Here is a 22,162-nt window from a genome sequence, read left to right as displayed (position 1 = left end):
AGTGTCGTCTGTATCCAGCGCCGGGTCAGTACGCCGGCTCAGTCTCATGCAAATGCGCGCCAAGGCGGATCGGCTCGATAGACCGGGCCAGTCCGGTCTTGTCATCAATCTCCGCGATGATGCCGCAGATCGTGGCCGGGCCTTCTGCGGGGGACAGACGGTCACCCGGCACCTTCCGGACAAACCGGTCAATCGCCGGTTGCTTGCGCATCCCGATAACCGAATCATAGTCTCCGCACATGCCCAGATCGGTCAGATAACCCGTCCCTTTCGGCAGGATACGTGCATCGGCCGTCGGGACATGGCTATGGGTACCAACAAAAACGCTGACATGCCCGTCCATGAAATTTCCCATGGACTGTTTCTCGCTGGTTGCTTCGCCATGCACATCGACCAGGATCGCATCCACGTGGTCCCCCAGGGTCAGGACTTCCATCTGTTCAGCCAGCCAGGCAAACGGGTCATCCAGCGGGTCCATGAACAGACGACACATCACATTAAACACAGCCACCCGCTGGCCGGACGGGGTTTCATAAACTGAACCGCCACGACCGGGCGTGCCGCTCGGGAAATTACCCGGACGCAACAACCGGGGATCCGTCTCGATATAAGTCAGCAGATCCCGCTGATCCCAGACATGGTTTCCCGTGGTCAGGCAATCGACACCAGCATCATAGAACTGATGACAGATTTTCTCGTTGATTCCGAAACCATGCGCCGCGTTCTCACCATTCACGACCACGAAATCCAGTTTATGACGATCACGGAGTTTAGGCGTCATGTCGCAGACCGCCTCCCGGCCAGCCTTGCCGACCACATCACCCAGCATCATCACCCGCATCGTACTATTCCTTCCTCGTAAACAGCTATATCCGTAATCACGGCATCCAGTTTCTGATCAAATTCATCTCTCGGCACGTCCTGCACCAGCAGCCTGTCATAGGCGGCGCCGAGCGCCAGAACATCCCCTTCGGACCGCAACTGAGACAGCGTCCGGTCATAAAACCCACCACCATATCCCAGCCGGAAACCAGCCATATCAAAGGCAAGCATCGGCGCGACAATGACATCCGGAACCACCTTATCCGCCGTCTCTGCCGGTTCCCGAACGCCAAAATTTCCGGCGATCAGTTCACTCTCACCCGTGAACCGGTGAAACTGCAACGGCTGCCCCTGCCCGGTCATCCGCGGCAAGGCAACGCCCCTGCCTTCAGCCGCCAGTCGCGACATCAGCGGGCGAAGATCAACCTCGCTTCGCATCGGCCAGTAAAAAGCAATATTCGTCACTGCCCGGCGGGTGAGAAAATCATGCATCCGGTCGGAAATCCGGTCGGATAATTCCCTGCGGTACAGCGGTTCCAGACCGTCCCGTAATGCAGCCTGCACCTTCCTCAACCGGGTCTTGGTTGCAGGAATGTCCATATTGCTCCGAATCCGGGAAGAAAGAAGGTAACGCGAAGCCACCACTGCCGTCGGCGTTTGTATTCTCTGTGGCCCTGTTTACCAGGTGGGCGCCATATTGATGGACCAGGGTCCGCCAAGGGACAGCTCCCTATAGAGAATTATCGGCCCCAGGAATATCGGTGCCTAACGCACAGGGCAGCCTCGCTATCTCAATCTAGGTCTGCCCGAGGGAATCCGCAATGCTGTCGATGCGGTCCGCAATCCGATTCAGGGAGCCGACGAGGGCTTCCTGTTCGCGGGCCTTGCGGGCAGGGCTGTCATTCTTGTTCCCGGCAACGCTTTCCAGCTTGGAATAAGCATCCGACATTTCATCGGCGATCAGCAATGACACCATCACCAGCAGCCGTGCATCACCAATCTGGCCGACGGAGGCGACCAGTTCTGCAATGCGTTTGTCGATATAACTTCCCAGTCGCTTCAGATGGGCTTCCTGGCCATCGTCACAGGCAATCTGGTAAGAGCGTCCGTTGATCGTGACATTCACACTGGCCATCTCAACCGCCTGCCATTTTTTCAAGCCGGCGGATTGCCGCAGACAGGCGTTCATCCGCCTGCTGATTGCGCTCCGCAAGACTGTCACGTTCTTCCTGCAGGCTGCGAATCATGCTTTCGGTCTCGCCGGAAAGCCCGTCAGGAGCCGGACGGGACGCAACAGCATTCTCAAGGCGATCCAGCGCCTCATCAATACGCGCCAGCGCCTCGGTCACCCCGCCTGCCGATTTTGTCGGTAGTTCTTTCACGTTACCCGCCGAATCTGAAGTGGCGTGAGAATAGGAAGCACCTAACAGCCCGTCAACCAAAGGGAATGGCTTTATATTCCGCAGTTTTGGTTGACTGCCATGTCTGTTCCCCTAATCTGCGCCAGCCGCACGAATCAACGGTTCGCGGCATATCAAGTTACATTCACATACGCCCCACACGAAAATCTACAGGAGGATATCAGGATGGCTGTTCGCGTCGCGATCAACGGATTTGGACGAATCGGCCGGTTGGCGCTGCGCGCGGCAATCGAATCTGGACGAAAAGACCTTGAGTTTGTCGCAATCAACGACCTCGGCTCGGTTGAAATGAATGCCCACCTCCTGAAGTACGATTCAGTGCATGGCCGTTTCCCGGAAGAGATCAGCACAACGGATGATGGCTTCAAGATCGGCGATCACAACATCAAGGTTTTTGCTGAACGCGATCCGAAGGCACTTCCCTGGGGCGAACTGAACATCGACGTTGTCATGGAATGCACCGGTATCTTCACCTCGAAGGAAAAGGCATCCATGCATCTGGAAGCCGGCGCCAAGCGCGTGCTGGTCTCTGCTCCGGCATCCGGTGCCGACCTTACGGTCGTCTACGGCGTCAACGATGCCAAGCTTGAGAAAGCACATACCGTCGTCTCAAACGCGTCCTGCACCACCAATTGCCTTGCTCCTGTCGCTGCCGTGCTGAACGAAGCACTGGGTATCGAAAACGGCTACATGACCACGATCCATGCCTATACCGGCGACCAGCGCCTGCTGGATGCCCTGCATTCCGATCCGCGCCGGGCCCGCGGCATTTCCGGTTCGATGATCCCGACCTCGACCGGCGCTGCAAAGGCCGTTGGTCTGGTTCTGCCGGAACTCGATGGCAAGCTTGACGGTACCTCGATCCGGGTTCCCACCCAGAACGTCTCGGTCGTCGACTTCAAATTCACATCGAAGAAGAAAACCACCGTTGAAGAAGTCAACAAGGCCATCATCGCTGCCGCCAACGGCAAGCTGAAGGGCATTCTGGCAACCAACGATGAGCCGCTGGTTTCCATCGACTTCAATCACTGCCCGGCCAGTTCGACCTTCGACCTGACCCAGACCCAGGTTGTCGGTGGCACGCTTGTTCGTGTGCTCAGCTGGTATGACAACGAATGGGGCTTTGCCAACCGCATGAGCGATACCGCCATCGCACTCGGCAAGCTTGGCTAAGTCTGAGCTGATATGACGAACCCGCCGCCAGTCGTGGAAGTCTGCGATCTGGCGGCGGTGCTCGCCGCACTTGATGCGGCCCCCGCTTCCCAAATCCCCCTTATTCTGACAACCCCTCCCGGTGCCGCCAGTTGGCTCGGTGTTCCCCTGTTTGCGGAAATTGCCCGTCAGGCACGCAGGCAGAGCGGACGAAATGCCGTCTTTATTCTGGATTGCGCAGATAACGCCGGTGCCGCAGCCGAAGCGCTGGGCACTGACGATATTGATGGCGTCATCTTCAGCGGCAAGGCTTCAGCTTATGAGCGCCTGTCACGACTGGCCGCTGCCACCGGAAAGACCATCACCGCATCCTGAATATCAGGTCTTCTGTCCGTTACCGGCAGAACAGACCAGATACTCAGCCAGCGATATGGGCTTTGATGGCATCTACCGCAGCATCAGCCTTCGACGCATCCGGACCACCAGCCTGCGCCATGTCAGGACGACCACCGCCCCCCTTGCCACCAAGTGCTTCCGAACCGACACGGACCAGATCAACGGCGCTGACCTTATCCGTCATGTCGGGTGTCACAGCGACGACAATCGAGGCTTTGCCTTCATTGCCGGAAATCACGACGACCACGCCGGAGCCGAGTTGCTTCTTCAACTCGTCGGCCATGCCCTTCAGTTCTTTCGGCGGCATGCCTTCAAGCACCCGGCTGGTGAACTTCACACCGTTGATTTCTTCTGCTTCCGGCTTCGCGGCGCCACCGCTACCGCCTGTCGCCAGCGCCTTGCGGGCTTCAGCCAGTTCGCGCTCCAGCTTACGGCGTTCTTCAATCAGGCTGACAACACGGGCTGGTACATCTGACGGGGCAACCTTCAGGGTCGAAGCGACCGCACTCAGGCGACCTTCCTGTTCCGTAAGATAATCCAGAGCCGCCTGACCGGTTACTGCCTCAATGCGTCGCACACCGGCGGCAACAGCCCCTTCCGAAATGATCTTGAAAGCACCGATATCACCGGTACGCCGGACATGGGTGCCGCCACACAGTTCCGTCGAGAAATTGCGCCCCTGGTCATCTCCCATCGAAACGACCCGTACTTCCTCACCGTATTTTTCGCCGAACAGGGCCATTGCTCCCTGCTCAATCGCCTCATCCGGGGTCATCAGACGGGTTACAACATCGGCGTTGGCACGGACCTGATTGTTCACATCGCGCTCAACTGTCTGAATTTCATCGGCTTTCAGGCCGACCGGCTGACTGATATCAAACCGCAGGCGATCCGGTGCAACCAGAGACCCCTTCTGGGTGATATGGTCGCCAAGACGGCGGCGCAGCGCCTCATGCAGCAAATGCGTTGCCGAATGGTTGGCGCGCAACTGGCCCCGGCGGGTACCGTCAACAGACAGCTGTGCCGCCTGACCAACCCTGATCGTCCCGTGGCTGACCTTGCCCATATGGACATGCAGATCACCGACACGTTTCTTGGTATCGCTGACTGTCACCTTGCCGCCATCGGCGGTGTAAATGATACCGGCATCGCCCATCTGGCCGCCGCTTTCCGCATAGAACGGGGTCTGGTTCAGGATCACTGCAACGTCATCACCGTCATTTGCCTCCCGCACCGGGTTGCCATCGCGGACAATTGCCACGACCTGCCCTTCGGCCTGCTCGGTGTCATAGCCCAGAAACTCTGACGCACCGACTTCTTCACGGAGGTCAAACCAGACGCTTTCTTCAGCAGAATCACCAGACCCGGCCCAGGCGGCCCGTGCCAGTTCCTTCTGCTTTTTCATTGCCGCGTTGAAGCCATCAGTTTCAACCGACATTCCCTTCGACCGCAGGGCGTCCTGCGTCAGATCAAGCGGGAAGCCATAGGTATCGTAAAGCTTGAACGCGACACCACCGTCCAGCGTGCCGCCCTGTTCCATGCTGGCCGTTTCTTCGTCCAGCAGCTTCAGGCCACGTTCCAGCGTCTGCTTGAAACGGGTTTCCTCAAGCTTCAGCGTTTCGGTAATCAGTGCGTTTGCACGGCGCAGTTCCGGAAAGGCTTCGCCCATCTTGCCAACCAGCGTCGGCACAAGGCGATGCATCAGCGGATCTTTTGAGCCAGCCAGATGGGCATGACGCATACCCCGGCGCATGATCCGGCGGAGCACATAACCACGACCTTCATTCGACGGCAGCACGCCATCGGCAATCAGGAAGGAAGAGGCCCGCAGATGATCGGCAATCACCCGGTGCGAAACCGAGAAATCACCATCCGGATCAGTGGATGTCGCATCTGCGGAGGCTTCGATGATACTGCGGAGCAGATCAATGGAATAATTGTCATGGCTGCCCTGCAGGGTGGCGGCGATCCGCTCCAGCCCCATACCGGTATCAATCGACGGTTTCGGCAGGCTGACCCGTTCATCGACAGTCAGCTGCTCATACTGCATGAACACCAGATTCCAGATTTCAATGAACCGGTCACCATCTTCATCCGGGCTGCCCGGAGGACCACCGGGAATATGATCGCCATGATCGAAGAAAATTTCTGAACAGGGACCGCAGGGGCCGGTATCGCCCATGGCCCAGAAATTATCCGATGTCGGGATGCGGATAATCCGGTCATCCGGCAGGCCTGCGATTTTTTTCCACAGATCAAACGCCTGATCATCTTCATGATACACCGTGACCAGAAGCCGGTCTTTCGCCAGACCGTATTCCTTTGTCACAAGGTTCCAGGCGAGCTCAATCGCACGATCCTTGAAGTAATCGCCGAACGAGAAATTGCCGAGCATCTCGAAGAAGGTGTGATGCCGCGCCGTATAGCCGACATTCTCCAGATCGTTATGCTTTCCCCCGGCGCGCACACATTTCTGCGACGTTACCGCCCGGTCATAATCGCGATGCTCTGCCCCGGTGAAAACGTTCTTGAACTGAACCATCCCGGCATTGGTGAACATCAGCGTCGGATCATTACGCGGTACCAGCGGACTGGACGCGACAATCTCGTGACCGTTCTTCGCGAAGTAGTCGAGGAATGTATTACGAATATCGTTGGCGCTCTGCATCGCCGGAAACCTTCTGTCTGACTAGCTGAATTCGGCAATGCCGAAAGGACCGGCTTTTTAAATGGTGTGCGCGTCACTGTCCAGAAAGGGCACACCCGGCAGTTCATCCGGATTTTTCCCGGCAGCCCTGACCAGCATCTGCCGATGGCATTGTCCGGCGTGATGATCGCTATATGCTGACCTGCAATGACACCGCCAGAACAGGCCAGATATGATCCCGCTGATTGGTTACACGAACAAACTTTCTGCCCGCCCCGGTGACGAAGTCGAGGTAAAGGTTTCCTCATCAGGGGACGCACCTTATCGCGCCTCCCTCGTCCGTATCATCTCCGGCGATCCCAACCCGGACGGTCCGGGCGTCGTGCTGGAACCTGTCGCAGCCGGTTTTGAGGGTGACTATCCGTCGCGCAGACAATCTGTCGCGCTCGGCTCGCATATGACGGCAGAACTGAAAGCTCCCCTTCCGGCGAGCCTCCGGCTGTCCGTAACCATATGGCCGACCCTTCCGGACAAGCCCTCGCAGGGTGTCGTGACCCTGCAGGACCAGAACGGCGCCGCTGTTCTCGGGCTGCAGATCGGTCCGAACGGCGCCGAGGTCACAGCGGACGGGAGTGTTGTCGCAACCGATAATCGCCCTCTTCTGGAACGGCGATGGTATCGGCTGGAGGTCAGCCTTGATCCCTCAGCCGGCAAAATGGTCCTGACCCGCAAGATGCTCGGCGACCCCGTGATGGGTGAGACGCCGACAAAAACCGAAATCTCCCTGCCATCCATAAGAACAGACGCTGTCACTGGCATTCTGGTGGCTGCTGTCGACGAACATGACCCGGCGTCACATTACAACGGCAAGGTCGAGTTTCCGGCCCTGTATGAAACCGGGAAAGGCGAGCCGGTCGCCGCCTGGAATTTCAGCCGGAACATGACCAGTTTTACCGTCCCCGGTGAAGGTTCGCTGGCCACTGATGGATATCTTGTTCAGGCCCCTGCCCGTGCAATGACCGGATCAAACTGGAATGCGTCCGAAATGAACTGGTCGCGTGCCCCGGAACAATATGGCGCCATCCATTTCCACGACGATGATATCGCTGATGCCGGATGGGAAACCGATTTCACGATTACCATTCCGGACGATCTGAAAAGCGGGGCCTACGCTGTGCAGATCACCTGCGGCGAACATCGCGACCTGATGCCGTTGTTCATTTGCCCGCCACGCGGCAGCCAGACGGCGGACCTCTGCCTTGTCATCTCTACTTTCACTTACGTGATCTATGCCAACCAGTCCCGGGCGGATTTCGGTGAGCACTGGCGAAAACGCGCAGCGGACTGGGATGCCTTTCCCTATAATCCGTCTGACCATCCTGATTTCGGCCTGTCGACCTACAACGAACATACCGATGGTTCCGGCATCTGCCATACGACCTGGCATCGGCCGATCCTGAATCTCCGTCCCGGCTATCATGTCTTCGGCAATCCGGAATCCGTGTCCGGTCTGCGACATTTCCCGGCAGACACGCATCTGCTGGCCTGGCTTGCTGCAAAAGACATTCCCTTCGATATCGTGACCGACTGGGAGCTGCATCAGGAAGGCGCTGAGTTACTGAGCCCATACAAGGCGGTGATGACCGGCAGTCACCCGGAATATCATACGACAGGCTCGCTTGATGCTTTCAAGGGCTACCGCGATGGCGGCGGCAAGCTGATCTATCTCGGTGGTAACGGGTTTTACTGGCGGGTTGCCCTCCATTCCGAACAGGACGGCCTGATCGAAATCCGCCGGTCAGAGGGTGGCTTACGCGCCTGGCCGGCTGAGGTCGGAGAGTATTACCATGCCTTCGATGGCGATTACGGCGGCACCTGGCGGCGCAATGCCCGTCCGCCGCAGCAACTTGTTGGTGTCGGCTATACGGTTCAGGGGGACTTTGAAGGCACTTACTACCGCCGCAAACCGGATTCCTACGCCGACGACACCGCCTGGATATTTGCGGGCATCGAAGACGACATCATCGGCGATTTCGGCTTCTGCGGTGGCGGGGCCGCAGGGTATGAACTGGACCGTGTTGATTATCGTCTCGGCACACCACCTAACACCCGCATTCTCGCCACATCAGAGAACCACCCCGACAACTTCGTCCTGCCGCCTGAGGAGTGGCTGACCCATGTGAAGACAGTAACCGGAGAGGCCCCGGAAAAGCTGATCCGTGCCGACATGATCTATGTCGACCATCCCGGCGGCGGCGCTGTGTTTTCCACCGGTTCAATCACCTTCTGCGGGTCACTGCCGACCAACAATTTCAACAACAACATCTCCCGTCTGCTGGAAAACGTGGTCCGGAAATTCACTGGCTGACATCCTCGTTATTACCCCGGGATCCATGAGCGATCCCGGGCAACCCGGCTGACGCCGGTTTCTAACGCTGGGTCAGCTTCAGTTCGATACGACGATTACGGCGATAGGCGATTTCGTCATCAGCCGGGTCGATAGGCTGGAATTCGCCAAATCCTGTCGCTGCCAGATGTTCAGCCGCGACACCCCGTTCCTTGAGATATTTCACGACGGAGACAGCGCGGGCGGTCGACAGTTCCCAGTTTGACGGATAGCGGCTGGTGGCGATGGGAACCCGGTCCGTATGGCCGTCAACACGCAGGATCCAGTCCAGATCATCCGGAATACGCTGGGAGATCTCGACAAGCGTATCCGCAAAGGCCGCAAGCTGTACCTGTCCCTCAACACCCAGTTCCGCAGAGCCCTGCTCAAACAGCACTTCCGACTGGAAGACGAAACGATCACCGGCAATACGGATACCACGCTGACCACCCAGAACCTCGCGCAGACGCCCAAAGAACTCACTGCGATAGCGGCTCAGTTCCTCAACCTTGCTGGCCAGCGCCCGGTTCAGACGCTCCCCAAGCGAAGAAATTTCGACCTTCTGTTCTTCTGATAACCGTTCGGAGGCTTCCAGAGTCGCATTAAGCTGTGAAAGCTGACTACGCATGGCCGCAAGCTGCTGGTTGAGCAAAGCGACCTGCGCCCGAGCACTCTCTGACAACTCCTGCTCCCTGAGGAAGCGGCCTTCGGCATCGACCTTGTCCCGGCGTTCCTTTTCGATCAGGTCAGCCATATCCCGGATCTGGGTCTGCAAATCTTCCTTCAGCGCATTCAGCAGCGTGACATCAGACTGTAGCCTGGCGACATCCTTCAGCTTCAGCTCAATGGTTTCCTTGTCAGCCGAAATTGTTTTCTCGGCTTCCTCCAGCAACTTCTCCAGCCGTTCCCGTTCCTGGCGGGCCGCGAGGGCTGCCGCCGTCATTTCGTCTCGGATTTCCTGCTGCTTTGATTGTTCTTCAGCCAGCGCTGATTCAAGACGCAAACGCTCCGCTTCCGTCAGTTCAGCTTTCTCCGTAAGGGCAGCAAGCGCCAGCCTCTGCTCCCGCAATTCTTCCTGCGTTGTTGTCAAAGTCTCCGTCGCGGTCGCAGCTTCCTCACGGGCGTCCTGCAGGGCCGTGGCCAGCCTTGTTGCTTCGGCCCGCGCGGATTCGGCTTCCTGACTGACCGAATCCAGATTTGCTGACAGCCGGTCGCGCTCGGCTGTCACACTGTCGATCAGGCCCGCCAGCGACGTAATCTGTACCCGCAGGTCATCCCGCTCGCTGGTCATCGATTGCAGGCTTTGAGACAGGGCAGCAACATTGTCGCGCAGGTCGCTGCTGGTTGCCCGCTCCAGCGACAGCAGGTCAGCCAGTTCAGCGACTTCAACATTGAGCTTTTTCAGGGCTTCATCCCGCCCGGACAACTGAAAGCCCAGGAAGACCTGAGCAATCACGAAGATCATCAGCAGGAAGATGATCACCATCAGCAGGGTGGCAAGCGCGTCTACAAAGCCGGGCCATGTCAGGTCCCGGTTACGTCCGTTTCGGCGAAAGGAAGGAGCAGCCATGACTTATCCTCTGCCCGTCACTGGCCGGGCCGGCGCTGTTCCTCGGCAATCGCTGCCATGGTACGGGCCAGCAGCTTGATCTCACTGCGCAGTTCGTTGATCGTTCTTTCCCGGCCTGTCGAGCTTTCTTCAACCAGACGCGCCATATGCGTATCCAGGTTCCGTATATGTGACTTGGTACGATCATCCATACCGCCACCGGTGCCGCCAGCCTCGGCAATACCGCTCAGGATCGAGCGGATATCCTTCTGGCTTTCGGCCAGGCGCATCAGCACACTCTGTTCCGTCCGCATCTGATCCGTCATCGAGTTGACCGATTCAGCCAGTGCCATGATGTTGACGTTACTGGTCATCCGGCTTTCTTCCGACAGCTCAATGGAACGGCGCAGATGCTCCATATTGTCGGCCATCTGCTCCATCAGGGCCTGCATGTAAGCCGGGACATTAGAGACATCCCCCTCACCCCCGGAAAAGCTGGAACCACCGAGACGGGTTACCGAAGACAGCCATTCTTCAAGATCATTATAAAACCGGTTCTGTGCCTGACCGGCCTGCAGATCGAGGAAGCCGAGCACAAGCGATCCGGCGAGACCGAACAATGACGAGGAAAACGCCGTGCCCATTCCGCTCAGCGGTGCATTCAGGCCTTTTTTGAGATCGTCGAAGAAGACAGTAACATCCCCACCGGCAACACTGAGATTACTGATCACGTCACTGACAGAACCGACCGTTCCCAGCAGTCCCCAGAAGGTGCCGAGCAGACCAAGAAAAACCAGAAGTCCGATGGCGTAACGGGAAATCTCCCGCGATTCATCCAGCCGCGAGCCGATCGAGTCCAGAATGGACCGCATGATCGGCGCCGAAAGGCTGATACGACCACCCCGCCGCTCTCCCAGCATCGCCGCCATCGGGCTGAGCAGCTTGGGCTCGCGTCCTGCCGGAATATCTTCTCCGGCGCGATATTCCTCAATCCAGGTGACTTCCGGATTGAGCCGGAGCACCTGACGCAGATTATTCAGAATACCGATAACCAGAACCGCTAGGATAACACCATTCAGAACCCGGTTCGCCTCAAAGGCAGACTGCAGTTGCGGCAGCAGCAGGATCACCACCCCGATGACCAGCGCGATGAACAGGATCATATTCAACAGATACCGGGTCGGGCGTGTCATGGTCATGCTCTTTACATTGTTCTAACGGTGCCGGGTGTGGTCTTTCTGTCGTCAGTCCGGCGTCAGCGTCGGGCGATCGAAACATCCACCCGGTCAGGATCGCCGGAAGGCACCCGGTTCCCCAGTGCGCGCACATCAATGCGGGACGCCCGGACATCCTTGTCGATCAGAAACTTGCGCACGTTCAGGGCCCGCTTCAGCGAAATACGGCGCGCTGTGCTCGACGGACCGCCATCGGCACTGGCATAGGCCAGCAACTGAATACGCAGACTTTCATCCGCGGCAGCAGCAAGGGCAATCTGTTCAAGCGAGGCGATTCCTTCACTTGGCAAACGTGTTTCCCCCGGCGCAAAGGCAAGCAGGGCAGTTTCCGGTGCCCCCGCAGCAGGTGCGGCCGGTCCGGGTTCTGCTTTCGCAACCTGTGTTGGCGCAGGTGCGGGTGGGGCCGGCGGTGTTGGCGCCGCCGGCGCAGGGGCTGCTACGGGTGCTGGTGCTGGTGCCGGTGGCGCTGCCGGAGCTTCCGGTGCAGGTGGCGTTACCGCGACTTCCGGTGCCGGTTCAGCCGCAGGAACAGCTTTTTCCGCAGCCGGGGCTTCCGGCGCAGCAGGCTTTGGTGGTGTCGGGCGGGTAACCTCGATCTTTGGTTCAACCTTCGCAACCTGAGCCGGCGCAGGCTCGGGCTTTGGCGCAGCCGGTGTCGCGCGGACTTTTGGCTTGGGTGACGATGCAACCGGCGGCGGGGTAAGTGCAGGAGCATTTCCCTGAGCACCAAGCAGAGCCATCGCTTCCGGGGTCAGGCCGCTGCCACCGGCAGTAGCCGGGGCCGGAACAGGTGACAGACTGTTACCACCAATAACGGTTGTTTCTGTATTGAACTGCGGCGCGACAATCCGTGAGCGCGGAGCCTGCCCGTTTGGCATCAGCAGCCCGCCGGTTCCCGTATCATATCCGGCTGACGGATAACCGGATCCGCCACCGGGCATACCGAGGACGCTGTAATCGACTGTCACGGAAGGGTTTCCACCGCTGCCGACAATAACCTGAGACTGCGCAGACACCGGCAGTACAGTCAGGGTCAGCAGTGATAAGGTCAGAACTGTGCGTCGCATCGGGTTGAAATCCTCCTGATCCTGGGCTGCCGCGAAAAGCCTCAGTCGCGCCAGCTCATCCGGACTAGCTTGAAATGTAAACCGAAGATAACCAAGGCGCTACAACGCCACAACCGCTTTACCGGTCAGACCGGTTTCGGTTCCCGGACAGCGTTCCGCAACAGCCGTTTCAACTTGCCGTGCATCCGGTCATTGGCAGCCAGAATAGAGCGACCGTAGATGACGTTTTCCTTGCCATCAAGTTCGGTTACATAACCGCCGGCTTCGCGGACCATGATGATTCCGGCCGCAACATCCCAGGCGTTGATACCCTCTTCCCAGTAGCCTTCAACCTTACCGGCAGCAACATAAGCTAGGTCCAGCGCAGCAGATCCGATACGGCGGATTCCTGCGGATTCCTTCATCACGGCACCAAGCTGCTTCAGGTAGGTTTCATGGTCCCCCTTGTCCTGCCAGGGGATACCCGTGGCGAACAGTGAATGACCGATCTCTTTGCGTGCCGACACCCGCAGGCGCTGATTGTTCAGGAAGGCACCCTCGCCTTTTTCGGCCCAGAACATCTGATCGCCGACTGGCTGATAGACCACACCGGCAACGATCTCTCCCTGCTTTTCCAGAGCGATGGAGATACACCAGTTCGGAATGCCGTGCAGGAAGTTGGTGGTGCCATCCAGCGGGTCCACAATCCACTTACTGTCCGAATCGGCCCCGTCCTCAGAGCCGGATTCTTCCATCAGGAAGCCAAAGTCCGGCCGCGCCTTGCGCAGTTCCGCCTTGATGGTCCGCTCAGCCCGCAGATCGGCAGACGAGACAAAATCGCCCGGCCCCTTCATCGAGACCTGAAGCAACTCGACTTCACCAAAATCACGAACCAGCCTTCTGCCCGCCTTGTCGGCGGCATTGGCCATCACATTAATCAGCGCACTACGGCGAGCCATGAGCGATCAGTCCTTTGCGCGTTCGACGTAGGTACGTTCGGCTATGTTCACGACAACGCGCGTTCCTGACCCGATATGCGGCGGCACCTGAATGCGGACACCATTCTCAAGCAGAGCCGGCTTGTAGGAGGAAGAAGCCGTCTGGCCCTTCACAACGGCATCCGCTTCGACGATCTCAAGGATCGTCGTTTCCGGCAGTTCCACGCCAATCGGGCTGTCTTCGTAGCTTTCAATCTTCACCTGCATACCGTCCTGCAGGAAAGGCACCTGTTCTTCGCCAACCATATCCGCAGCCAGAGAAATCTGCTCATAGCTCTCGATATTCATGAAGGTGTACATTTCGCCCTCGGCGAACAGGAACTGATAGTCATCCTGCTCAAGCCGGACACGCTCAACCGATTCCGCCGACCGGAAGCGTTCGTTCAGCTTTGTGCCGTTACGAATATCTTTCAATTCAACCTGGGCATAGGCCCCGCCCTTGCCGGGCTGGGTATGGGAAATTTTCACCGCGCGCCAGAGACGGCCCTGATGTTCAATGACATTGCCCGGTCGAATGGCGTTACCGTTGATCTTCATATCTCGATATCCTGATTGGGTGAGACGTTATATACTGTCCAGAAGGTGGCGCGTTATACCGGCGACAGCCCCGTGACGCAATGCGCAGCGGTTATTGCCACCACCTGTTCGCTTTCTGATGACCTGCCCGGCAGTTTGTCACGCCGGACCGACATGACGGCCTAACGCCACACACCACTGACCATCGCCACAAAATCGGCACCTGCATCGGCCAGTGAACGGGCGTTGTCGGGCGTTACCCCGCCAATGGCAACACTCGGCACCGTCGTCACTTCTGACCAGATCGACAATATCTCGATATCGGCCAGATCCGTGACCTGCGGCTTGGTCGGGCTCGGAAAAAACGGCCCGAAGCTGACATAATCAGCCCCCGCTTCGGCTGCCTGCATCGCCGCGTGACGGGATCCGCCACAGGAGACACCAACCGAACGATCAGGTCCGACGATAGTACGCGCTTCTGCGACCGTCAGCCTGCCCTCTCCGACATGCACACCGTCACAATCAAACTCGGCCACCAGGCCGGCCTGCTCGCTCAGCAGAAAAGCAATGTCACGCCCCTGTGCCAGTGGCATCAGGCGTTCAGTCGCCAGACGCCACTCACCTTCGCTTGCATCCGGAAGCCTCAACTGCACACAGGCAGGCTGAAACCGCTCAAGTGCCTCCTCGAAGATCACGGCGAAAGGCTCCAGATCGATCTGTGGCGGTGTGATGATGTAAAGCTGGCAGTGGTCACCAAGGTCAATCAAGGCTGTGGCTTTCAGATTTTCACAAGTCAGTGGAATATACAGGCAAAACGAAGTGTGACACGATCGAAGGCTGTAATCTCAGGAAATCATATTCCGGCGGGTTAACACCCCTTCACCCTGAACCAGACAAGCAAAAACCCGGCGGAACAATCCACCGGGTTCTGCTTGGAAGTCCGGGCCGTGGGAGGAACGGCCGGCTTCCTGTATGATTGCCTGATCAGGCAGCCTTGAAATCAGCAACCTTCTCGGCGACCTTCTGAGCGGCTTCAACGCGCTCGGTCATCGGTGCGAAAGTGTCATTGGCGACCTTCACGTGAAGTTCGGCAATCTTTTTGCTCTCGGCAACTGCGGTATCCATGTTCTTCTTGAACAGGTTGCTCTGCAGTTCGACAACTTCCTTGACGTCTTTCACGCCGGCAACGGCCTTGCTGTAGTTCTCGATGGCATCGAACTGCACTTTGGCAGCGGCCATGTAGGCTTTTGAAAGGGCTTCAAAACCCTTAACTGCCAGATTACCGGTTTTAACAACGGCGTCGAAATTGCCTTTATTGAAAGCGACGACTTCGTCCATGCTCTTGATCATAATAGCTGTTCCTTTTGCTCTCGGGAGGGCTGGGAATCAGCCCCTGAATTTCCGTTGGGCGCATTCTTGTGCGCTGCAACATGACTGGGAATATACGGATATATTTGCTGGCGTCAAGGGGTTTTGTTGCACTGCACAAAAACAGCCAAGGCAGCCTAAAACTCAACCTTCAGAGACATGTTTCATATTTTAAAAAACGAACCATATCTCTTTTATAACAATACACTAACACATAAAACCAACCCCTGACACGTCGTCTCCGAGGCGAACGACCAGGCACTGTCAGATCTCATAAAAACCACCGGCTGCAAAAATTTTATGCAGATATCAGCGATTTAATTCCCGCATTGCACCATCAAGCCCTTCAATGGTCAGCGGGTACATACGGCCTTCCAGCATCTCCGACAGGATACGGATCGAATGGGTGTAATCCCAGACCCTGGACGGCACCGGGTTCAGCCAGACATGATGCGGGAAATGATTCAGCAGGCGCTGCACCCACGCCCGGCCCGGCTCCTCGTTCCAGTGCTCGACACTGCCGCCGGGATACTCGATCTCGTAAGGGCTCATGGAGGCATCACCGACAAAGACCAGCTTCCAGTCCGGACCATAGGTTCGGATCAGCTCTTCCGTCGGGATACGCTCGACATTACGCCGGTGGTTATCGGTCCAGACGCTCTCATAGACACAGTTATGGAAATAGGTGAATGCGAGATGCTTGAATTCGGTTCGGGCGGCTGAGAACAATTCCTCGCAGCGCTTCACATGCCCATCCATCGACCCGCCGATATCCATCATCAGCAGCACCTTGACCGTATTGCGACGCTCCGCTGCCATCTTGATGTCCAGCATACCGCCTTTGGCAGCGGTTGAGCGGATCGTATCATCCAGATCCAGTTCGGTTTCAGCCCCCTGCCGGGCGAACCGGCGTAACCGTCGAAGGGCAACCTTGATATTGCGGGTGCCGATCTCAACCCCGTCATCGAGATTACGGAACTCCCGCTTGCCCCAGACCTTCACCGCCCGGAAGTTGCGGTTACCATCCTGACCGATGCGAATGCCTTCCGGGTTATAGCCATAAGCCCCGAACGGCGAGGTTCCCGCCGTGCCGATCCATTTCGACCCGCCCTGATGCCGTTTCTGCTGTTCTGCCAGCCGTTCCTTCAGCGTCTCCATCAGTTTGTCCCAGCCGCCGAGGCTCTCAACCTTCGCCTTTTCCTCGTCGGTCAGGAACTTCTCCGCCAGCTTCTTCAGCCACTCTTCCGGAATTTCCGCATCAATCGCCTCCAGCGTCGACAGCACGCCCTCGAACACTTTCGCGAACACCAGATCAAACCGGTCCAGATGCCGTTCATCCTTCACCAGCGTCGCGCGGGCGAGATAATAGAAATGATCGATGGAATAATCCGCCACCCCCTTCTCCATCGCACCGAGCAGCGTCAGATACTCCTTCAGGGAAACCGGAAGGCGGGCATCGCGGAGTTCATAGAAAAAGGTGGTGAACATGAGGCGAGGCTATCAACTCGTTTCAGAATGATGAGGGATGCTGAAAATGAGGAACAACAAGAGAATTACCGCTGTTCCCGCCGGTTAAGGAACGCCAGCCGTTCGAGCAGGTGGACGTCCTGTTCGTTCTTCAGCAAGGCGCCATGCAGCGGCGGGATGAGGTCTTTGGCGTCTTTTGAACGCAGCACCTCTTCCGGCATGTCTTCGTTCATCAGCAGCTTCAGCCAGTCCAGCAGCTCGGAAGTCGAGGGCTTCTTCTTCAGGCCCGGAGCCTCGCGGATGTCGTAGAAGACACGCATGGCCTCGGCTACGAGGCGGTTGCGAATGTCCGGGTAATGGACATTGACGATGCTTTCCATCACCTCCGGTTCCGGGAAGCGGATATAATGGAAGAAACAGCGGCGCAGGAAAGCGTCCGGAAGTTCCTTTTCATTGTTTGAGGTGATGATGACAATCGGACGCTTCTCAGCCTTCACGGTCTTCTGGGTTTCGTAGACATAGAATTCCATGCGGTCGAGTTCGAGCAGCAGATCGTTGGGGAATTCGATATCCGCCTTGTCGATCTCGTCGATCAGCAACACCGGCGGCTCATCCGCTTCAAAGGCTTCCCACAGCTTGCCCTTGACGATGTAGTTGGAAATATCGTGAACCCTGTCATCACCAAGCTGGCTGTCGCGCAGGCGTGAGACCGCATCATATTCATACAATCCCTGCTGGGCGCGGGTGGTGGATTTGATATGCCAGGTAATCAGCTTGCGACCGAGAGCGGCGGCGATTTCATGCGCGAGGATGGTCTTGCCCGTCCCCGGCTCCCCCTTCACCAGCAGGGGACGTTCCAGCGCAATGGCCGCATTGACGGCGACCATCAGGTCTTCAGTTGCCACATAGGAGTCGGTGCCCTCAAAGCGCATGGATATACCTCATCATCTCGTCCGGTTTATTGTTGAGCGACCCTATCGGCGGGGATGCTGCGGTGCAAGGCACGGACAGACGGCCTCAGCGGTTCAGTCGTGTCAGGCTGAAAAACCGGTGCTATCTTCCCCCCATGAATGAACGACGGTTACATATTGGTGGTGAATCGCCAAAAGACGGCTGGGAGATCCTGAATGTTCAGGCCGGACCGGACGTCGACCATGTTGGCAGCTGCACCGACCTGTCACGGTTTGCGGATGCATCCGTCACTGAAATTTATGCCAGCCATGTGCTGGAGCATCTGACCTATGCAGACGAACTGCCCCGGGCGCTGAATGAATGCCGCCGGGTACTCGCCGCCAGCGGACGGCTGATGATCAGCGTTCCCGATCTGGAAAAACTGGCGGCGACCTATGTCAAACCCGGCATCTCCGCCGATAGCCGCCTTCAGATCATGCGTGTCATGTTTGGCGGCCAGACCGATGCCTACGACCTGCATAAATGCGGCTTTTCCTACGACACGCTCTGCCTGTTTCTGGCCCAGGCCGGTTTTCGCGAAGCAGCACAGGTTGAACGGTTCGGCCTGTTCCCGGACTCCAGCGATCTGAAAATTGACGGCAGTTATCTCAGCCTGAATGTCGTGGCGACAGTCTGAATCTGCGTTTTCCCGCGATCCTTCGAGACGGCGCTTTAGCGCCTCCTCAGGACGAGGCCGCAGGTTAGTATTCCTCATCCTGAGGAGGGCGAAGCCCGTCTCGAAGGATGCCGGAAAAACGCCGAAACTGTCAGGACCGTGCGACGAGCGCGTGCAGTTCCTGCTCCAGCCTGTCGACACAGGCAGGTATTGCGTAGTTTTTCAGTGCCTGCATACGACCGGCCGATGCAACCCGGTTCAGGCGCTCCGGATCGCGGGACAACGAGGTCAGCAATCTGGACAGGGACATTGCATCCTCTCGCGGGAAGGTAAAACCGGTCACACCATTTTCGATGACTTCCGGAATCCCCCCCACATCTGAGGAGACAACGCAGAGTCCCGCAGCCATCGCCTCGGCCTGACTGATTCCCCAGGGCTCATCAAAGATCGAGGGGAAGACCAGCACATCGCGTTCATGGTAGAGGGCGCGCAGCCGGTCCGGCTCCAGATAACCGACAAACCGGATCCGCCCGCCAAGTCCCTGCCTGGTGACGAAGGCGTTCATGCCGGCCACAAATCCGGGATCCGTCGAGTCACCGGCAAACACACAGTCAATGGCGACATTGGTGGCTTTCAGAACCGCCAGCGCCCCCATGAGCACCTGAGGCCCTTTATAGGGCAACATCAGGCTGGCATAGACCAGCCGCAGGGGGCCGGGAGGCCGGGGCTGTGGCGGTCCGGCATCAAAAGCGGCGACATCCGCCCCCGGCCATATCACGGAGGCACCGGCGAAGGGATATCCGGCAGCCATGAACTTCTCACGCAGGAAAGCACTGGGGACCGCAGGCTGATAGAGTGGTCCGGCCGGTGTATCAGCCGGGTCGAATCCGGGATCATTATTGCCGATATGATGCAGCACCGGCACACCGGCCGTGATCACCGCCTCGATACAGCGCCATGAGATAAAGTCCGGATTTCCGAACAGAACCACATCGGGCTGGAAATCCGCAAGCGCATGGCGGGTCGCCGCAACATTTGCCGCGACGATATCATCACGCTCCCGGCCTTCCGGCAGAAGCGAAATCCCGCCGTCTGTCCAGTTGCCATAAAGCCTGAGGTCACGGTGCAGGGCAGGATTGCGGTCCGGCGCTTTCTGTAATGCCGGCATATCACCGGCAAGTATCCGCAGATCATAGCCACGCCGGGCCAGTTCCCCGCCATAACCGGCAATATACCGGCCATAGCCGCCTAGTTCCTGCGGCGGATAGAGATTCGTGATGATCAGAATACGCATGAGAAGTCAGCCTCCGCCCGGCTGGTCGGAGAATTTCTGGCTGAAAAAACCAAAGGTCCGGGCCTGACTGACAATCTGCTGCGCGATCGGCTGACTGTCTGCCGCTGCTGCGTCAATCGCCGGGATATCAGCTTCATCCGCAACAAAACGGATCGGTGTCAGGATCTGTCGCAACTGTGCAGGTTTTGCGTCAAACCCGGCAATCCAGTGCGCAACCGTCGTTGCATCAGACCCGGCCGTACCGAGTGACCGTTCCAGATAGTTATCCGGCGACATGTCGACCATGCAGACGTCATCTGTCGTATCGACAAGCTCGATCCGGTCATGGTCATCGACCGCGATAAAGACGTAATCCCGGTCAACGGTCATGGTCAGGCGCTGCAGGGCATGGTCGGGGCGTACGAATATCGGATGGGCATGAAGCGCCCGCATGACGAAACTCTTTTCCCCCGCCGGCCAGAAGAACTGGTTCGGCCATTGAGTGAAATTCGGATGTCCCCATTCGCGGGTCCGCCATTCCGGCAACATCCCCGGCCGCATGCAGCCGACGAGATCGCGTGGTGCAATGACAAGCTCAGCCTGTCCCGGCCTGGCAAAGGCTTCGATCAGGGGGCGGCCGCTTTCCAGACTCATCCGGGGAATCGCAGCCAGAACCGCCGCAGCACCGGCATCAATTCGCCGGGCGGCATGACCCAGCGCGCCATCCGCATAAATCAGATCGGCATTGACCGGCGAGACCACCGTATCTGCCTGCCCCTGCGTCGCCTTGATTCCCGCCATATGGACCAGCGACATCATATCGCATTTAAGCCCCTCCTCCTCTGCTGTCGTGAAGGAGGTTGAATATTGCTCCGGCAGCATCCGGAATTCGATAACAGCAAAGGCTCGCGCAGCCTCAAGGGCGGCAGCCCCGTCAAACAGGGGGCGGTCTTCAGGCCGGGTATAAATCTGGATACGACAGTTATCCGGGGAAGCAAAAGACGGCAGGTTTCCCGGCGCCAGCATCGACGGCAGCGAAAGCTTCAGAAAGTAATCGACAAAGAAACTGCCCCAGCAGGGGATCGCAAAAAGATAACGCATGTCGCCTCATGATCGGTCGCCAGAGTGAGTGTACCCCCGCCACCCTTAAACGTCTGTAAGGATCAGTCCGGCCATTTTGGTGTGCCAAACTTCTTTGCCATAAACCCCAGACTGCGTGACAGGCTGACAATCTGTTCAGCAACCACCTGCCCCGCATCAGCGGCATCAGCACAGGCAGCTGCTTCCGTCTCGTCCGCCAGAAAAGTCAGCGGCTTCAAAATCTGCCGCAACTGACGGTCCGGCGCCGCAAAGCCCGCTATCCATTGGGCAATGCCACGAATATCCGGCGGTGACGAACCTTTTGCCCGCTCCAGATAATCATCTGGCGACATATCCACGATGCAGACATCATCGCTATGGTCGATCAGGTGAATCCGGTCATGGTCATCAATCACCGTGAAAACGTAATCCCGGTCAACGGTCATGGTCAGACGCTCTATCTGCCGGTCAGGACGGACAAAAAGCGGATGTGTATGCAGGGCGCGCATCACAAAACTGCCCTCCCCCGCCGGCCAGAAAAACTGGTTCGGCCACCGGGTGAAATTCGGATGCCCCCATTCCCGTGTCCGCCATTCCGGCAACATACCGGGCCGCATGCAGGCAACGAGATCACGCGATGAGATCGGCAGAACAACACCACCGTCCGGTCTGAATCGTTCGATCAGCGGCCGGCCGCTTTCCAGACTCATCCGGGGTATGGCCGCCAGGACGGCGCCGGCCCCGTCCTGCATCAGCCGGGCGGCATGTCCCAGCGAGCCGTCCGCATAGATCAGGTCCGCATTCACCAGCGAGATCGCCGTATCCTTCTGTCCCTGCGCTGCTCTGATTCCCGCCTGATGGACCAGCGACATCATGTCGAGCTTCAGCCCGATATTGGCCCGGCTGACTTCCTCGGCATATTGCGTCGGCAGCATACGAAGCTCGACAGTCGCGATCTCCCGGGCACGGGCAATAGCCGGTGCCTGATCGAACAGCGCCCGGTCCTGCGGGCGGGTATAGATTTCAAGCGTGCAGTTCTCCACCGTCGAAAAGGACGGCAGGTTCCCGTCCGCCAGCATGGATGGCAGCGACAGGTTCAGAAAATATTCCGTGTAAAACGCCCCCCAGCAGGGAATGGCGAAGTGATAGCGCATGGACAACCCCGGTTCGATCAGCCCGAACCTACCGCATATCCGGTTAACTGTCCGTCACCCTGGCAGCCGGTGACACGAATTGCAG

22 protein-coding genes and 1 other RNA gene are annotated in these 22,162 nt (G+C 58.0%); 5 read left to right on the top strand and 18 right to left on the bottom strand.

All coding sequences use genetic code 11. The annotated features are described in order from the left end of the window. Positions 1-25 precede the first annotated feature (25 nt). The 5 genes from GH722_13710 to GH722_13690 form a co-directional block, all read right to left on the bottom strand. Positions 26-841 (bottom strand): TIGR00282 family metallophosphoesterase, encoded by an 816-nt coding sequence (locus tag GH722_13710; protein MRG72819.1) that lies wholly within the window; start codon positions 839-841, stop codon positions 26-28. Next, positions 832-1,422, bottom strand: coding sequence for a 5-formyltetrahydrofolate cyclo-ligase (locus tag GH722_13705; GenBank protein ID MRG72818.1), 591 nt, complete (start codon positions 1,420-1,422; stop codon positions 832-834). Before GH722_13705 ends, GH722_13710 begins: the two co-directional genes overlap by 10 nt. A gap of 31 nt (positions 1,423-1,453) precedes the next feature. Then, positions 1,454-1,609: non-coding RNA, 6S RNA (ssrS, locus tag GH722_13700), on the bottom strand. Positions 1,610-1,618: 9 nt separating this feature from the next. Beyond that, positions 1,619-1,957: a cell division protein ZapA gene (gene zapA, locus GH722_13695; protein MRG72817.1), complete on the bottom strand. Its 339-nt coding sequence runs from the start codon at positions 1,955-1,957 to the stop codon at positions 1,619-1,621. A 1-nt stretch (position 1,958) separates the two neighbouring features. Then, a complete protein-coding gene (locus GH722_13690; protein MRG72816.1) occupies positions 1,959-2,288 on the bottom strand; it encodes a DUF4164 family protein in 330 nt (109 codons plus the stop codon). A 120-nt stretch (positions 2,289-2,408) separates the two neighbouring features. Here GH722_13690 and gap point away from each other — a divergent pair, with 120 nt between their 5' ends. Next, entirely contained in the window at positions 2,409-3,416 is a 1,008-nt protein-coding gene (gene gap, locus GH722_13685; GenBank protein ID MRG72815.1) for a type I glyceraldehyde-3-phosphate dehydrogenase, read from the top strand. A 12-nt stretch (positions 3,417-3,428) separates the two neighbouring features. Further along, entirely contained in the window at positions 3,429-3,770 is a 342-nt protein-coding gene (locus GH722_13680) for a hypothetical protein (protein MRG72814.1), read from the top strand. A gap of 43 nt (positions 3,771-3,813) precedes the next feature. Here GH722_13680 and alaS read toward each other — a convergent pair whose 3' ends face one another. Next, positions 3,814-6,459 (bottom strand): alanine--tRNA ligase, encoded by a 2,646-nt coding sequence (gene alaS / locus GH722_13675; GenBank protein ID MRG72813.1) that lies wholly within the window; start codon positions 6,457-6,459, stop codon positions 3,814-3,816. Between the two features lie 211 nt (positions 6,460-6,670). Between alaS and GH722_13670 the strand changes: the two genes are divergently transcribed. Continuing rightward, positions 6,671-8,806, top strand: a complete 2,136-nt coding sequence (locus tag GH722_13670; GenBank protein ID MRG72812.1) for a N,N-dimethylformamidase large subunit — start codon at positions 6,671-6,673, stop codon at positions 8,804-8,806. 61 nt (positions 8,807-8,867) lie between these two features. Here the strand turns inward: GH722_13670 and GH722_13665 are convergent, their stop codons facing one another. The 5 genes from GH722_13665 to efp form a co-directional block, all read right to left on the bottom strand. Continuing rightward, positions 8,868-10,394 carry a peptidoglycan -binding protein gene (locus GH722_13665; GenBank protein MRG72811.1) on the bottom strand — a complete coding sequence of 509 codons (1,527 nt, stop codon included), beginning with the start codon at positions 10,392-10,394 and terminating at the stop codon, positions 8,868-8,870. Positions 10,395-10,411: 17 nt separating this feature from the next. Further along, on the bottom strand, positions 10,412-11,566 hold the full coding sequence (locus GH722_13660) for a flagellar motor protein MotA (protein MRG72810.1): 1,155 nt from the start codon (positions 11,564-11,566) through the stop codon (positions 10,412-10,414). Positions 11,567-11,628: 62 nt separating this feature from the next. Continuing rightward, positions 11,629-12,675, bottom strand: a complete 1,047-nt coding sequence (locus GH722_13655; GenBank protein ID MRG72809.1) for an OmpA family protein — start codon at positions 12,673-12,675, stop codon at positions 11,629-11,631. 125 nt (positions 12,676-12,800) lie between these two features. Next, complete coding sequence (locus tag GH722_13650) at positions 12,801-13,613, bottom strand: inositol monophosphatase (GenBank protein MRG72808.1); 813 nt, start codon at positions 13,611-13,613, stop codon at positions 12,801-12,803. Between the two features lie 6 nt (positions 13,614-13,619). Further along, positions 13,620-14,189, bottom strand: coding sequence for an elongation factor P (gene efp / locus GH722_13645; protein MRG72807.1), 570 nt, complete (start codon positions 14,187-14,189; stop codon positions 13,620-13,622). A gap of 15 nt (positions 14,190-14,204) precedes the next feature. Here efp and GH722_13640 point away from each other — a divergent pair, with 15 nt between their 5' ends. Then, positions 14,205-14,354: a hypothetical protein gene (locus GH722_13640; GenBank protein ID MRG72806.1), complete on the top strand. Its 150-nt coding sequence runs from the start codon at positions 14,205-14,207 to the stop codon at positions 14,352-14,354. Here the strand turns inward: GH722_13640 and GH722_13635 are convergent. The 4 genes from GH722_13635 to GH722_13620 form a co-directional block, all read right to left on the bottom strand. Further along, positions 14,351-14,977, bottom strand: a complete 627-nt coding sequence (locus tag GH722_13635; GenBank protein MRG72805.1) for a thiamine phosphate synthase — start codon at positions 14,975-14,977, stop codon at positions 14,351-14,353. The genes GH722_13640 and GH722_13635 overlap by 4 nt on opposite strands. Positions 14,978-15,152: 175 nt before the next feature. Beyond that, positions 15,153-15,518, bottom strand: a complete 366-nt coding sequence (locus GH722_13630) for a hypothetical protein (GenBank protein MRG72804.1) — start codon at positions 15,516-15,518, stop codon at positions 15,153-15,155. Positions 15,519-15,845: 327 nt separating this feature from the next. Beyond that, positions 15,846-17,024 carry a VWA domain-containing protein gene (locus GH722_13625; GenBank protein MRG72803.1) on the bottom strand — a complete coding sequence of 393 codons (1,179 nt, stop codon included), beginning with the start codon at positions 17,022-17,024 and terminating at the stop codon, positions 15,846-15,848. 65 nt (positions 17,025-17,089) lie between these two features. Next, entirely contained in the window at positions 17,090-17,941 is an 852-nt protein-coding gene (locus GH722_13620) for an AAA family ATPase (GenBank protein MRG72802.1), read from the bottom strand. Positions 17,942-18,069: 128 nt separating this feature from the next. On the opposite strand from GH722_13620, the gene GH722_13615 reads away from it, so the two are divergent. After that, on the top strand, positions 18,070-18,591 hold the full coding sequence (locus tag GH722_13615) for a methyltransferase domain-containing protein (GenBank protein MRG72801.1): 522 nt from the start codon (positions 18,070-18,072) through the stop codon (positions 18,589-18,591). A gap of 130 nt (positions 18,592-18,721) precedes the next feature. On the opposite strand, the gene GH722_13610 is transcribed toward GH722_13615, so the two are convergent. The 3 genes from GH722_13610 to GH722_13600 form a co-directional block, all read right to left on the bottom strand. After that, positions 18,722-19,864: a glycosyltransferase gene (locus tag GH722_13610; GenBank protein MRG72800.1), complete on the bottom strand. Its 1,143-nt coding sequence runs from the start codon at positions 19,862-19,864 to the stop codon at positions 18,722-18,724. 6 nt (positions 19,865-19,870) lie between these two features. Continuing rightward, entirely contained in the window at positions 19,871-20,944 is a 1,074-nt protein-coding gene (locus tag GH722_13605) for a hypothetical protein (protein ID MRG72799.1), read from the bottom strand. Positions 20,945-21,006: 62 nt separating this feature from the next. After that, a complete protein-coding gene (locus GH722_13600) occupies positions 21,007-22,077 on the bottom strand; it encodes a hypothetical protein (protein ID MRG72798.1) in 1,071 nt (356 codons plus the stop codon). Positions 22,078-22,162: the final 85 nt, after the last annotated feature.

It is taken from the genome of Alphaproteobacteria bacterium HT1-32 (genome assembly GCA_009649675.1).
Taxonomy (GTDB): domain Bacteria; phylum Pseudomonadota; class Alphaproteobacteria; order Rhodospirillales; family HT1-32; genus HT1-32.
The sequence above is the reverse complement of the archived record's forward strand: the minus strand, read 5'-3'. Positions and strand labels throughout refer to the sequence as shown.